Origin of the sequence: Actinoplanes subglobosus (assembly GCF_042650585.1) — a bacterium.
In the GTDB taxonomy this organism is placed as follows: domain Bacteria; phylum Actinomycetota; class Actinomycetes; order Mycobacteriales; family Micromonosporaceae; genus Actinoplanes; species Actinoplanes subglobosus.
Map to the genome: position 1 here is coordinate 475,606 of NZ_JBHSBL010000028.1, position 14,021 is coordinate 489,626.

Here is a 14,021-nt window from a genome sequence, read left to right on the forward strand (position 1 = left end):
GCAGCCCCCACCGACACTTTCGCGCCGCGCGTAACCCCCTCAGGGGCCGGCGTGCGCCGGAAAGGTGACGACGGCGTCGATGCCGGTGGGGTCGGCGGCGTCGAGGCGGGCGTGACCGCCGTCGGCCTCGGCCAGCTTGCGCACCAGAGCCAGGCCCAGCCCGCTGCCACCCTTGGGGGCTCCGGGCGCCCGCCAGAACGGGTCCATCGCCTGCTCGCGCTGAGCCGCGGGAAGACCGGGCCCGGCGTCGGCGACGTGCAGTTCGGCCCACCCGCCGGCGGTGCCGGCGGTCAGCCGGACGAGGCTGCCGGGCGGGGCCACGTTGAGGGCATTGGAGATCAGGTTGTCGAGGATCTGCTCGACGGTGCCGGGCACCGACATCGCCCACACCGGACCGTCGACGTCGGCGCGGACCGTGACATCACGTTCGGCGGCGAGCGGCTGCCAGATGGCGGCGCGTTCGGTGGCCTCGGCGGCCAGATCGACCGGTTCCGGAGACTCCTCACGGCGTTCGATGAGGGTCAGGTCGAGCAGCGTGTCGACGAGTTTGCCCAGGCGTTCGGTCTCACCGAGGGCGGCGTCCAGATTCGCGGTACCCGGCGCAGCGACGTCCGGTTCCAGGTTCTCCAGCCGCAGCCGCAACGCTGCCAGAGGGCTTTTCAGCTGGTGGGAGGCGTGCTCGACAAAGGATCCGCGGGCTTCGAGGACGCTGTGCAGCCGGGCGGCGGTCCGGTTGAAGGTGTCGGCGAGACGCCGGAGCTCGGGTGGCCCGGCCGCGCCGGGGACGACGGCCGGACCGGTGTCGTCAGCGAGCCGGCGCGTGGCGTGTTCCAGCGCCCGGACCGGTTTGCTGATCCAGCTGGCCAGCGCGTAGGCGACGGCGACACTGACCGCGAGGACGGCGATCGCCGCGCCGGTGAGCAGCGCCCAGAACTGGTGCACCTGATCGGTGACCGGATCACCGGGGACGCTCACCCGGACCGTACCCAGATCGGGCTTTCCCGCATTGACCGGAACCGATGCCGACATCATCGCCGGTCCGCCGGAATCGACGGCGAGGGTGCTGAATACGAGGCCGCCGCGGGCGTCGAACAATTCGACCTGCCCGCGCCATCGCCGGGCCGATTCCCGGGCGATCTGCTGAACGCCGTCGTCATCGTCCTCGTCGAGTTCGGCGTCGACGTATGCCGCCAGCACCTCGGCCTCGCGTTCCAGCTGGCGCAGTGCCTGCTGCTGTTCGCTGTGCTGATAGAGATAGCCGAGCGGGACGGCGAGCGCGGCCAGCACCATCAGCACCAGCGTCAAATGGGTGAGAACGAGACGGCGGGTCATTGCGCGACGAGCCGGAATCCCACTCCGCGGCGCGTTTCGATCCAGGCCGGGTCACCGAGTTTCCGGCGCAGCGCCGCGATGTGGAAGTCGAGGGTCTTCCCGCGGCCCTCGGCGGTCGCCCACACCTTTTCCAGCAGTTTCTGGCGCAACACCACCACACCGGGCCGATCGGCGAGCATATCCAGCAGGTCGTATTCCTTCGGCGCCAGCGCCACCGCTTTCCCACCCACGCTGACCTCGCGGGACGCCCGATCGACGACCAGACTTCCGACGGTACGGACATCCGGTTCCGTAGCCGCGTCATCGGTCGTCCGCGCGATCGCCGTGGCACGGGACCGCCGGTCGACGGCCCGGATCCGGGCGACCAGTTCCCGCAGGCTGAACGGTTTGGCCAGATAGTCGTCGGCCCCGCCCTCCAGACCACGGACCAGATCGGCCTCACCGCGCCGGGACGTCAGCATGATGACCGGAACATTGCGAACCCGATTGAGCTCCCAGCACACGTCGACACCGTCGATGTCGGGCAGCCCCAGATCGAGCAGAACGAGGTCGACCGGGGGAGCGGCCAATGCCTCGGCGCCGGTGGTCACGTGCCGTGCGACGATCCCGTACCGAGCCAGGCCCTCCACCAACGGCACCGCGATCGAGTCGTCGTCCTCGACCAGGAGCACCCGCATTCTCATCCCTTCAGCAGCCCGGTTCCGACTATAGAAGCCGTGCCGGGCACCACGGTCACCGCCTCCTCGCTGTGAGATCGCTTCGGAATCGGCCAGAACAGCGCCAGGGTCAGGCAAGGAAACGGCAAGGGTAACCCCAGGAAATCAATTTTGTACGGCTCCGACTCCATTTTTTCTCAAAAAGGCCGGATACGGTTCCGGGACATTGTCGAAGGCTAGAAACGAGGGAGTCGACGTCCGCCGTGGGCGGATACGGCTGGCAGGCTGTCCTGGTCGTGGTGCTGGTGCTGGTGCTGCGTTCGGGTAGTGGGATCGTGCTCATCACGCTGCGGGAGACCGATGCCGGCGACTACACCACGGTGGCGGGTCTGGCGCTGGCCCGGCTCGGGCACATCCCGACCGTCCCCGGCGAGACGGTCCGCATCGACGGGCACACCGCCGAGGTCGTCGAGATCACCGGACGGGCCATCACCCGGCTCAGAATGCGGCCGGCCGATTCTCCGAAACCCCTGGCAATCCATTCAGCGGCTATTCAGGACGGCTCGTTACGTTCGTACCATTAACTGTGGTTTTGATCGGAGAATGTCGTGGTCTTCAAGAAGATGCTGGGTGCCTTCGGAGTCGGTGGGCCAAGTGTCGACACCGTGCTCTCCCAACCCGGCGCGCAGCCCGGAGCGCCTCTGACCGGGCAGGTCAACCTCATCGGCGGCAGCACTGAGGCGGCGATCGAGCACATCACCCTCGGTCTGGTCACCCGTATGGAGGTGGAGACCGGCGACGGCGACCATCATGCGACCGGCGAGTTCCACCGCCTGACCGTCAGCGGTCCGCTGCACCTGGCCGCCGGCCAGCATCTGTCCCTGCCGTTCCAGCTGGTCCTGCCGTGGGAGACCCCGATCACCGCGGTGTACGGTCAGCCGCTGCACGGGATGGTCATGGGTGTGCGGACCGAGGTGTCCATCGCCCGCGCCGTCGACAAGGGTGATCTCGACGCGGTCCAGGTGTACCCGCTGCCCGTCCAGCAGCGCATCCTCGACGCGTTCAACCGGCTCGGCTTCGTCTTCAAGTCCGCCGACCTGGAGTACGGCCAGATCGCCGGCGTTCACCAGACCCTGCCGTTCTACCAGGAGATCGAGTTCTTCCCGCCGCAGCAGTGGGCGCAGGCCGTCAACGAGGTCGAGCTGACCTTCGTGACCAGCCCGCACCAGGTCGATGTGATCCTGGAGTTCGACAAGCGCAGCGACATGTTCGGCGGCGGTGGCCACGACAGCTTCGGCCGTTACACGGTGTCCCATGCCGACGCAGACACCACCGACTGGGCCGGTGTGGTCGACGGCTGGGTCCGGCAGGCTGTCGAACACCGCCAGTCCCTCCCGGGGTACGCGCCGCCGTCACCCTACGGCCCGCCCGGCCACGGTCAGCCTGCTTTCGCCCAGCCGGGCTACGCTGAGACCGGCCACGCTCAGCTGGGCCACGCTCAGCTGGGCCACGCTCAGTCGGGCCAGCCGGGTTACGGCCAGCCCGCCTACGGCCAGCCTGGCCAACCCGCCTACGGCCAGCCTGGTTTTGGGCAGCCCGCCTATGGACATTCCGGGCATGGTCAGCCGGGCTACGGGCCGGAGCACGGCCACGGCCACTATCCGCAGCAGCATCACGGTGGCGGCGGCTCCGGCATGGGTGGCGTAGCGATGGGCGTAGTCGGCGGCCTCGCCGCCGGTTACGTCGCGAGCGAGATCATGGACGAGGTCTTCGACGACGAAGACGGCGGCGACGAGGGCGAGGACTAACCCTTCCGGACCGGGGCCCGCACTCACTCGCGATCTTGTCGACTTCACTCGTCATGAAGACTTCCACAAGATCGCGGTGCTGGCCCCGGCTCGTCGCTGGACTTCGGTGCTGGTCTCGATTCTTCTCCGGACTTCGGTGCTGGTCTCGACTCTTCTCCTGACCTCCGGTGCTGACACAGTGGCGAGCGCACGGACCGCTTCTTGCCGGGACTGGCCAAGGCATGGGCGTTCCCGCGGGCGGCCGGTGATGCTGCTCCCGGCCTGTGGCTTGGACATACTGCTCGTCGCGAGTGACCGGTTCATGGTCGTTCCTGGGATGGGACCCGCTGCTGCTCGCGGTCGGCGGCCGTCGGTAGGCCGTCGATCAGTTCGTCGAGACGCTGGAGATAGGGGTCTCCAGCATCGGCGTGATAGTCGTCGGGGCGGGTGCCGTCGTGGCCGTCGCGAACACCGGCAGCCCGCATGAGCCAGGTCATCACGATGGTCACGATCAGGTTGACAGCGAGGGCGACCACGCCGACGTAGATGCTGCGCCCGTCGCCGAGTGACCAGCTGGAACCGCCGAAGTGTTCGGCGACGACCCGGCCGGTGCCGTCGAGTTTCGGGATGTCCCACAGCATCACCAGGCCGGTGACCAGCCCACTGATCAGCCCGGCGGTGAGCGCGACCCGGTGGAACCATCCGGTGAGCAGGCCGAGGAAGACCGCCGGGATGGTCTGGAGGATGAGCACCCCGCCGATGAGCTGCAAGTCCACGGAGAACGCCGGATCGACGGCGAGGATCAGGGCGGCCGCACCGAACTTGACGATCAGCGACACCCACCGGCTGGTCCACGCCTCGGACTCGGGTGTGGCGTCGGGCCTCAGATAGGTGCGGTAGAGGCTGCGGGTGAACGCGTTCGCCGCGGCGATCGACATGACGGCGGCTGGGATCAGGGCGGCGATGCTGAGAGCGGCATACGCCACTCCGGCCGACCAACTCGGAAAATACTCGTGGATGAGCCGTGGCACCACGGTGTTGAGGTCGCCGTCGGCCGGTGTCACCCCACGGGACAGTGCGAAGATCCCCAGCATCGCCATCAACGCGAGCGCCATGCAGTAGACCGGGAGGGCCGCGGCGTTGCGGCGGACCGTGTCGCGATCCTTGGCCGCGAGCATGCCGACCAGCGCGTGCGGATAGGCGAAGATCGCGAGCGCCGAGCCGATGACCAGTGTGAGGAAGCCGAGATGCCCGGTTTCCGGTAGCAGCAGGCCGTCGGCCGGATTGGGCGTGGCGGCGAACCGTGTCGCGGCACCGCGAAAGGCGCTGCCCCAGCCGCCGTACATCGCCACCATCAGGGCCGCCGTGATCAGCATCCAGGCCAGCAGCACATCCTTGACCACTGACAACAGTGCCGGAGCCCGCAGGCCGGAGCGGAACGTGCAGATCGACACCAGTGCCACCGCGGCCAGCAGTGGCCATTCGCCGCCGAACCCGACAGTCCGCAGAACCGCCTGCAACGAGATCAGTTGGACAGCCACATACGGGATCGTGGCGAGGATGCCGGTGACCGCCACCAGCGCACCGAGCCCCGGCGACCCGAACCGGGCAGCCGCGAACTCGCTGTGGGTGAGGAAGCCGTGCCGTCGCGCCACCGACCACGCCCGAGTGGTGAAGATGAAGGTCAGGGGCGTGGTGACGATCGCGAACGGCACGGCGAACCACCCGATCGCGCCGATGCCGTAGGTGAGTGCCGGCACCGCGATGAACGTGTACGCGCTGTACATGCTGCCGCCTAGCAGGAACCAGATCGTCCAGTTCCCGAAGGCCCGCCCGCCGACACTCCACTCCTCGATGTGGTACGGGTCGGCGGGCCGCCGCCAGCGCGCCGCACCGAACCCGAGAAGCACCACACCAGCCATCAGCACCAGGAAGACGCCGACCTCGACGTCCCGATCACTCATGGCCGGTCCGCCGGGGAGATGAACGGCCAGTCCCCACGGCCAGCACTCGGCTGATCCGCATGCGCGCCACGCGGCCAGCCCGCCGGCCCAGCGGCCGGTTGGTCCGTATGGGCCGCGCCCGGCCAACCCGCCTGGCCGGCGACCGGTTGGTCCGTATGGGCCGCGCCCGGCCAACCCGCCCGGCCGGCGACCGGCTGGTCCAAATGGGCCCGAGCAGGCCAGCCCGCGCTGTCGGCATTCGGCTGGTCGGGGTGATCCCCGGCTGGCCGTCCCGTCCGGCTGGCGTTCGGCAGACCCGCATGGGTGTCCGCCGGCCAATCTGCTCGGCTGACAACCGGTCCGTCCGCGTTGGTGCTGGCCGGCACGTCCGCGTGAGCGGCGGACGAACGGTCTGCACGAGGGCCGGCCGGCCAGCCGGGCGCACGGGCGCCGGCTGACCGGTCGGCGCGATGCGTGAACGCCCGGCCGGGGCGCCGGTCTGCGGGGATCGGCTCGTCCTCGCTGGTGGCGAGCGGCCGCTCTTCCCGGGTAGCGAAGTAGACGACCGTGATGACGGCCATCGCTAGCAGTGCGCAGGCGAACTGGTACCAGAAGAAGAACGGGATGCCGACCAACGTCGGCTCCATCCTGTTCGCGAACGGGGTCAGCAGTGGTGCTGCGGTCGGTATGACCAGCAGCCACTGCCAGTGACGGCGGCGGGCGGACATCTTTGTCTCCAGGCGTCGTGGGGTGCGGCGGAAGCCGCCGGAGTCCGGCCACGGCGTGGAGAACGCGCAAGTATTAGCACTGCTAGTGCCGAAACCGTGAAGATTGTTTTACCGCGCGATCTCCACAGAGGAAAGACCCTGATCAAAACTCAGTCATCGTCATCGGCCGTTTTGGTCACCACCTGGAACGAAGCGTCCAGGTCCACGTCCCACTCCTGCCCGGTTGCGTCGCGGACCTCGACCTCGTAGGCGACACCCTTGTCGTCGGAGGCCTCGACCTCCAGGACGGTCCCACCAGTGATGGCTGCCCGGGCGGCATTCTCCGCCGAAGTGCGCTCCTCGGCGCTCAGCACCCGGTCATCCGGGTCCGGACGGCCGTCGGCGTTTGCAGCGGTCGCCCACACGGTGCCGCCGGCGCCCAAGGCGGCCACGAGGGCGATGCCGCCGATGACAGTGCGCTTGCCACGAAGCTTGCTGGTGTCCATCAGTTGTGCCTTTCTCTGGGGCGCATCGAGACCCGGAGACTCGAACGACGAGTCCCGAACCGTGGATCTCGAGCGATCAACGAGTACGGCAACAGCTTGCGCCCCGGTCCCTGAACCTCCCCTGAACGCGGCTGAAAGGCTCTTCAGGAAAGCGGGAGATGCACGACGAAACGAGCCCCACCCAGCACCGACGCGGTGACCTCCACCGTGCCCCCGTGAGCAGTCACGATCTCCTTGACGATCGCCAGCCCCAGCCCACTGCCCCCGGCGTCCCGGTCGCGCGCCTCGTCGAGCCGCACGAACCGCTCGAACACCCGCTCCCGCTCACTCTCCGGAACCCCGGCCCCGTCGTCCTCGACCACGAGCTCCACCCCGCGCCCACCGGATCGGACCGCGATCACCACACTCGACGCCGCATGTCGCGCCGCGTTGTCAGCGAGGTTGCGAACCACCTGAGCGAGCGCCGTGGCATCCCCGCGCACCCGCCCCGCCCCCACCCCGGACGAGTCGACGGCGAGCCCGGCCCGCCGCAACCGCCGCACCTCGGTCAGCGCCAGATCGTCGACATCCACATCCCGCAGCTCCCGGGCATCCGCCCCGCCGGTACGGGTGAGCAGCAACAACTGTTCCACCAGACGTTCCATCCGCCCGGACTCCTCGAGCACCGCCTCGGCCAGTTCCCCCTCGGGCAGCGCTCCGGGATGCGACCGCGCGACTTCGGCAGCCTGCCGGATCCCGGCCAGTGGCGACCGCAGCTCGTGCGACGCGTCCGCCACGAACCGCTGCTGCCGCTCGCGGGAGTCCTCCAGACGGGTGAGCATCCGGTTCATCGTCGCGGCCAGCCGCTGGATCTCGTCGCGCGCCACCGGTTCCCTAACCCGCCGGTCCAGCCGCTCCGCGGTGATCTCCTCCACCTCCCGTCGGATCCGCTCGACCGGCGCCAGTGCCCCCGTCACCACGACCCAGGTGACTCCACCGACCAGGATCGGCACCCCGGCCACCCCGACGAACAGGGGAGTGAGCAGGGCTTTCGTGGCATCGTCGACCTCCTCCAAAGAGGCAAGGACCACGACGGTGTACGCCCCGGCGTCCTCGGTGACCTCAAGGGCCCTCTCGTCGAGCGCCGGCGACGACCACAGCACGGCGCCACGCTCGTCGCGAACCGCCCAGGCGAAGTCGTCATCCTCGTCCTCCGCCTCGGACAGACCGGGCGAAGCGGCGCCCGGGGCGTAAGTGGCGCCCATGGAGGAGGGGCCCGCACCGGATGGGTCCTGGGAGGAGCCTCCGGACCCGAGAACGGCCGGGACGGAACCGCCGAGCCCGGAAGGGGAAGACGAAGGGGGAGAGGAAGACGAAGAGGAAGACGAAGAGGAAGACGAAGAGGAAGACGAAGACGAAGAGGAAGACGAAGGGGGAGACGAAGACGAAGAGGAAGAGGAAGAGGGAGAGGAAGAGGGAGAGGAAGACGAAGAGGAAGACGAAGAGGGAGAGGAAGGGGAAGACGAAGAGGAAGGGACTGGCGCGGAGGCTCCCGGGCCGGGCGGGATGGTGAGACCCGTCACCGCGGACAGGCCCGACGTCTCGATCAGGGTGGCGATCGAAGAGGCCCGGGTCTCCGCCGCGTCCTCGATCCCGCCGATCATCGACGCCCTGGTCAGCAGCACCAGCGTCGCCCCACCGATGACCATCGCGACCGCCATCACCAGCATCGCCAGCGCAGTGGTCCGCAACCGGATCGAGGCGCGCTCAACCACCGTCGCCGCCCAGCCGGTAGCCCGCTCCCCGCACGGTCTGGATCGCCTCCCGCCCGAACGGCCGGTCGATCTTGTTACGCAGGTGCCGCACGTAGACCTCGACGATGTTGGGATCGCCGTCGAAATCCGCGTCCCACACCGCCTCCATGATCTGCTGTTTCGACACCACGTCGCCGGTGTTGCGGGCCAGGAAGGCCAGCAGGGCGAACTCGCGGGCGGTCAGCTCGACCTCGCTCTCGCCCCGCCACACCCGCCGCGCCGCCGGATCGATCCGCAGGTCACCAGCGGTCAACAGGACCGGCCGCTCCCGCGCCCCACGCCGGGCCACCGCCCGCAATCGCGCCACCAGGACCGGATAGGAGAACGGCTTGGTCAGATAGTCGTCGGCGCCCGTGTCGAGGCCCTCGACCTGATCCCACTCGCCGTCCTTGGCGGTCAGCATCACGATCGGCGTCCAATTCTCCTCGGCACGTAGCGCGGCACAGACCTGGTAGCCGTTGAGCCGGGGCAGCATCAGGTCGAGAACGACCACGTCGTAGTCGTTCTCCCTGGCCAGCCACAAACCGTCGACGCCGTCCCGGGCGACGTCGACGGCGAAGCCCTCGGCCTCCAGGCCCACCCGCAACGACCAGGCGAGCCGCCTCTCGTCCTCCACGACGAGTACACGCATGCGGGACATCCTTCCCCAGCGAACCTGAATCCAAGCTGAAGGTCGCAACCACGCGGACGGCTGACCCGGATACCGTGATGAAGGTGCGAATGGTTACCGTCGTGATGGTTTCGACGGCGTGTGGCGGGGGGACAAGCGGACGCGATGAACGGTGAAGACAACCGGCCGTCTCCCGCGCACTTCTCCGCCGACCCCGAGGTCGGTGCCGACCTCGCCGCGGTCGACTGGGAGGCGACCCCGCTAGGGCCGCCCGAGGGCTGGCCCCAGAGCCTCCGGACAGCGGTGAGCATCCTGCTGTCCTCTCGCTTCTCGATGTGGATGGCCTGGGGCCCGGAGCTCACGTTCTTCTGCAACGACGCCTATCGCCGCAACACGCTGGGCCGCAAATATCCGTGGGCGCTCGGCCGGCCCGCCAGCGAGGTGTGGGCGGAGATCTGGGGCGACATCGGCCCCCGCATCGACACCGTGCTGCGCACCGGCGAGGCCACGTGGGACGAGGCGTTGCTGCTGTTCCTGGAGCGTTCCGGCTACCCGGAGGAGTCGTATCACACGTTCTCCTACAGTCCGCTGCGCGACGACGACGGCGGCCTCGTCGGGATGCTCTGCGTGGTCAGCGAGGAGACCGATCGGGTGATCGGTGAGCGGCGCATGACCACGCTGCGTGACCTCGGCTCGGACCCGAGTGTGGTGCGCACCGAGGCGGAGGTGCTCGGGTTCGTCAGCCAGCAGCTCGACCGCAACCGGCGCGACCTGCCGTTCACGCTGACCTACCTGCTCGGTGAGGACGGTGAGGCCCGGCTCGCGGCGTCCACCGGCATCGACGCCCGGCACCCGGCGTCGGCGCCCGCGGTGTGGCCCACGGCCCGGCTGGCCGATGGCGAGCCGGTGCTGGCCGACCTCGGTGACTGGGACGGGCTGCCCGGCGGCGACTGGCCGGAGCCGCCGGCCCAGGCGCTCGCGGTCCCGCTGCTGCGACAGGGCAGTACACCGTACGGTTTCCTGGTCGCCGGCCTGAACCGGTATCGGCCGCTCGACGACGGCTATCGAGGGTTCGTCGAGCTGACCGCCGCCCACGTGGCGGCCGGGATCGCCGGCGCACGTAGCTACCAGGCCCAGCAGCGCCGTGCCGAGGAGCTGGCCGAGCTCGATCGCGCGAAGACGACGTTCTTCTCCAACATCAGCCACGAGTTCCGTACCCCGTTGACGTTGATCATGGGTCCGGTCGAAGACCTGCGAGCGCAGCTCGCCGACGCCGGCGAGGAGGTTCGTGAAGACCTGGAGGTCATCCACCGCAACGGGCTGCGCCTCGGCAAACTGGTCAACACGCTGCTCGACTTCTCGCGCATCGAGGCCGGGCGGATGCAGGCCCGCTTCGAGACCGTCGACCTGTCCGTCACCACCGCCGAGCTGGCCAGCGTCTTCCGCTCGGCGATCGAGAAGGCCGGGCTGAGCCTCGAGGTCGACTGCCCGCCGCTGCCGGAGGCGGTCCACCTCGACCGCGGCATGTGGGAGAAGGTGGTCCTCAATCTGCTCAGCAACGCGCTCAAATTCACCTTCGACGGTGGCATCCGCGTTGCTGTGCGTGCTGACGCTGGCCAGGCCGTCGTCACCGTCAGCGACACCGGGGTGGGCGTCGCCGAGGAGGAGATGCCACGGCTGTTCGAGCGGTTCCACCGGATCGAGACCTCCCGGTCCCGGTCCAACGAGGGCAGCGGCATCGGCCTGGCCCTGGTGCGTGAGCTGGTCGGGTTGCACGACGGCACGATCACCGCGGCGAGCACCCTCGGTGAGGGTACGACTTTCACGATCCGGCTCCCGATGGGCGGCGCGCACCTTCCGCCGTACACACCGGAATCCCCGGCCGAAAGCCAGGCCGGACCGTTCCTGGAGGAGGCTTGGCGCTGGGTCCCGGCCGACGCCGAGCCGCCGGCGACGCCGGAGTCGGAGCCCGGCGGCGGCGCGGCCCTGCTCGTGGCGGACGACAACGCCGACATGCGTGACTACCTGACCCGGCTGCTGCGTTCCGCCGGGCACCGGGTGACCGCCGTCGTCGACGGTCAGCAGGCTCTCGAAGCGGCCCGCGCCTCGACTCCCGACCTGATCGTCAGCGACGTGATGATGCCCCGCCTCGATGGGTTGCAGCTGGTCGCCGCGCTGCGCGCCGATCCGCGGACCGCGAGCACGCCGGTGCTGCTGCTGTCGGCCCGCGCCGGTCAGGAGGCGTCCATCGAGGGCCTGGAGGCCGGTGCCGACGACTACCTGTTCAAGCCGTTCTCCGCCGCCGAGCTGCTGGCCCGGGTGCGCGCCAACGTCGAACTGGCCCGGCTGCGCAACCACCACGCCCGCTGGCGGACCGCGCTCATCGACTCGTTGCAGGAGGCGTTCTTCGTCTGTGACGAGTCCGGCGCCATCATCGAGATCAACAGCGCATTCACCGACATTCTGGGGTACGGGACGGACGGGCTACCGTATCTACCCGTACACCCGTGGTGGCCGGACGCCGAGACCGACGCCGAGGCCTACCGGGCGGTGGAGAACGCCTTCGCCATGCTGATCGAGGAGCCACACGGCACCTACACCATCCCGGTCGTGCACCGTGACGGCCGCCGGCTCTGGGCGGCCGCCGCGTTCAACCACGTCCGCGACCCGGACACCGGCCGACGGGTCGTCGTCGGCACATTCCGTGACGTCACCGCCGAGCACTACGCGGTGCAGCGCGACAGTGCCCTCGCCGCCCTGGGCCTGCGCCTGTCCGAGGCGGAGAACCTGGGCAGCGCCGTCCAGGCCGTGCTGCGCGAGCTCCAGGAGACGTGGCAGGCGAGGTATGTGCTGGCCACGGTCTTCGCCGACCGCACCGACCCGGTCGTGACCGCCACCGACCCCGGCCTCACCTGGGCCACCCTCCCCGAGGAGCGGCGCCGCGAGATCCTCGCGCTACGTGACCGGCCGGCGTTCACCCCGTCGGGCACGAGCATCGTCCTCGACCACCCGCACGGCGCGATGGCGCTGTGGATCGAGCCGGGCCCGCAGCGCCCGTTCACCGCACCCGACGAGACGCTCCTGGCACTGCTCGCCGGCCGTCTCAGCCAGGGCCTGCGCCGCATCGACCAGATCGACCAGCAACGTGAGACCGCCCTCGCCCTCCAACGATCCATCCTCGGCCCGGACCATCTGCCCACCGGTTTCGCGGTCCGTTACGAGCCGGCGACCCGGCCACTCAAGGTCGGCGGCGACTGGTACGACACGATCGAACTGTCCGACGGCCGGATCGGCATCGTCGTCGGCGACTGCGTCGGCCACGGCCTCCAGGCGGCGACCGTGATGGGCCAGCTCCGCAGCGCCTGCCGTGCCCTGCTGCTCCAGGACACCAGCCCGGCACACACCCTGATGGCGCTCGACCGGTTCGCCGCCATCCTGCCCGGTGCCGGCTGCGCCACCGTCTTCTGCGGCATCCTCGACCCCGGCACCGGGCACCTCGTCTACTCCAGCGCCGGCCACCCACCGGCGATCGTCGGGCACCCCGACGGCACCACCCACCTGCTCGACGGCGGCCGCTCCCGGCCCGTCGCCGTCCGGCCCGGCATGCCCCGGCCGGACGCCACCTACGTCGTGCCACCCCGGGCCACGCTGCTGCTCTACACCGACGGGCTGGTCGAGCGCCGCCGCCAGCCACTCTCCACCGGTATCGGCGAGGCCAGCGCCGCCGTCCAGCACGGACTCGGTACCCCGATCGAGGACCTGGCCACCGAGATCATGGACCGGATGGCCCCCGCCAACGGCTACGACGACGACGTCGCGCTGCTTCTCTACCGGCATCCCGGCCCGCTGGAGATCGAGTTCCCGGCCGAGTCGACCCGGCTCGCCCACGTCCGCGCTACTCTCCGCGGCTGGCTGGACCGCTGCGGCCTCGACCCTGGCACGGTGCAGAGCGTGCTGGTCGCCGCAGGTGAGGCCTGCGCCAACGCGATCGAGCACGGCCACCGCGAACACCCCGACGGCCGGATCCGGCTCCGCGCCGCGGCAACCGCCGGCGACCTACGGCTGACCATCACCGACAGCGGCCGCTGGAAGACACCCGACCCCGACGCCGGGCCGTACCGCGGACGGGGGATCAAGCTCATGCGCGCCTTCATGCACACTGTCACCGTCACCTCCGGAACCACCGGCACCGTCGTCGACATGCAGGCGAGGCTTACCTGATGACCACCGAGCTCACCTTCACGACGGGGTCCGCCTCCGACGGTGCCGTCGTTCTCACCGCGGCCGGCGAGATCGACATGAGCAACGCCGACGCGTTCGCCGACGCCCTGGTCGCGGCGGTCGCCGACGCCGGCGGCGCGCGCCTGATCATCGACATCACCGAGATCCACTACCTGGACAGCGCGGGTCTCGCAGCGCTTTTCGCCCAGGCAGACCACATCGAGTTGCGTACGGGGCCCCTGCTCGCCCCCTTGCTGGAGGTTTCAGGCCTGACCGACTTGACCACAGTCCACCGCGCCTGACCAGCCCTTTCATCCTCCGCCGGCCTTTCCGCGCCCGGATCTTCGTCCGCGTCCCTGCGTTCGTCCCGTATCCGCGGTTGGCCACTTTCCGCGTTCTTCCGCCTTCCGCGCTTGCCTGGTCTCCGCGTCTGCCTGGTCTCCGCGTCTGCCCGGTCTCCGCGTCT

General features: G+C 69.6%; 11 protein-coding genes and 1 pseudogene. 5 read left to right on the forward strand and 7 right to left on the reverse strand.

Annotated elements, in window-relative coordinates:
• Positions 1-39: 39 nt before the first annotated feature.
• Positions 40-1,332 carry a sensor histidine kinase gene (locus ACFO0C_RS42515; protein ID WP_378072524.1) on the reverse strand — a complete coding sequence of 431 codons (1,293 nt, stop codon included), beginning with the start codon at positions 1,330-1,332 and terminating at the stop codon, positions 40-42.
• Positions 1,329-2,009, reverse strand: coding sequence for a response regulator transcription factor (locus ACFO0C_RS42520; protein WP_378072525.1), 681 nt, complete (start codon positions 2,007-2,009; stop codon positions 1,329-1,331). The genes ACFO0C_RS42515 and ACFO0C_RS42520 overlap by 4 nt, the downstream gene beginning before the upstream one ends.
• A gap of 338 nt (positions 2,010-2,347) precedes the next feature.
• Here ACFO0C_RS42520 and ACFO0C_RS42525 point away from each other — a divergent pair.
• A pseudogene (locus ACFO0C_RS42525) lies at positions 2,348-2,572 on the forward strand (transporter associated domain-containing protein); the annotation flags it as partial.
• A gap of 24 nt (positions 2,573-2,596) precedes the next feature.
• Positions 2,597-3,796: a sporulation protein gene (locus ACFO0C_RS42530; RefSeq protein WP_378072526.1), complete on the forward strand. Its 1,200-nt coding sequence runs from the start codon at positions 2,597-2,599 to the stop codon at positions 3,794-3,796.
• 299 nt (positions 3,797-4,095) lie between these two features.
• Here ACFO0C_RS42530 and ACFO0C_RS42535 read toward each other — a convergent pair whose 3' ends face one another.
• The 4 genes from ACFO0C_RS42535 to ACFO0C_RS42550 form a co-directional block, all read right to left on the reverse strand.
• Positions 4,096-5,739: a sodium:solute symporter family protein gene (locus ACFO0C_RS42535; protein WP_378072527.1), complete on the reverse strand. Its 1,644-nt coding sequence runs from the start codon at positions 5,737-5,739 to the stop codon at positions 4,096-4,098.
• Complete coding sequence (locus ACFO0C_RS42540) at positions 5,736-6,446, reverse strand: DUF3311 domain-containing protein (RefSeq protein WP_378072528.1); 711 nt, start codon at positions 6,444-6,446, stop codon at positions 5,736-5,738. Before ACFO0C_RS42540 ends, ACFO0C_RS42535 begins: the two co-directional genes overlap by 4 nt.
• A gap of 149 nt (positions 6,447-6,595) precedes the next feature.
• Positions 6,596-6,931, reverse strand: coding sequence for a PepSY domain-containing protein (locus ACFO0C_RS42545; RefSeq protein ID WP_378072529.1), 336 nt, complete (start codon positions 6,929-6,931; stop codon positions 6,596-6,598).
• Between the two features lie 143 nt (positions 6,932-7,074).
• Positions 7,075-8,175, reverse strand: coding sequence for a sensor histidine kinase (locus ACFO0C_RS42550; protein WP_378072530.1), 1,101 nt, complete (start codon positions 8,173-8,175; stop codon positions 7,075-7,077).
• Positions 8,176-8,195: 20 nt separating this feature from the next.
• On the opposite strand from ACFO0C_RS42550, the gene ACFO0C_RS42555 reads away from it, so the two are divergent.
• Positions 8,196-8,483: a hypothetical protein gene (locus tag ACFO0C_RS42555; protein ID WP_378072531.1), complete on the forward strand. Its 288-nt coding sequence runs from the start codon at positions 8,196-8,198 to the stop codon at positions 8,481-8,483.
• 194 nt (positions 8,484-8,677) lie between these two features.
• Here the strand turns inward: ACFO0C_RS42555 and ACFO0C_RS42560 are convergent, their stop codons facing one another.
• Positions 8,678-9,355 carry a response regulator transcription factor gene (locus ACFO0C_RS42560; protein ID WP_378072532.1) on the reverse strand — a complete coding sequence of 226 codons (678 nt, stop codon included), beginning with the start codon at positions 9,353-9,355 and terminating at the stop codon, positions 8,678-8,680.
• A gap of 144 nt (positions 9,356-9,499) precedes the next feature.
• On the opposite strand from ACFO0C_RS42560, the gene ACFO0C_RS42565 reads away from it, so the two are divergent.
• Together ACFO0C_RS42565 and ACFO0C_RS42570 are read left to right on the forward strand one after the other, a co-directional pair.
• The gene (locus ACFO0C_RS42565) at positions 9,500-13,555 is read left to right on the forward strand and encodes a SpoIIE family protein phosphatase (protein WP_378072533.1); all 4,056 of its coding nucleotides are present in this window, start codon (positions 9,500-9,502) and stop codon (positions 13,553-13,555) included.
• A complete protein-coding gene (locus ACFO0C_RS42570; protein WP_378072534.1) occupies positions 13,555-13,857 on the forward strand; it encodes an STAS domain-containing protein in 303 nt (100 codons plus the stop codon). The genes ACFO0C_RS42565 and ACFO0C_RS42570 overlap by 1 nt, the downstream gene beginning before the upstream one ends.
• The last annotated feature ends 164 nt before the right edge of the window (positions 13,858-14,021 follow it).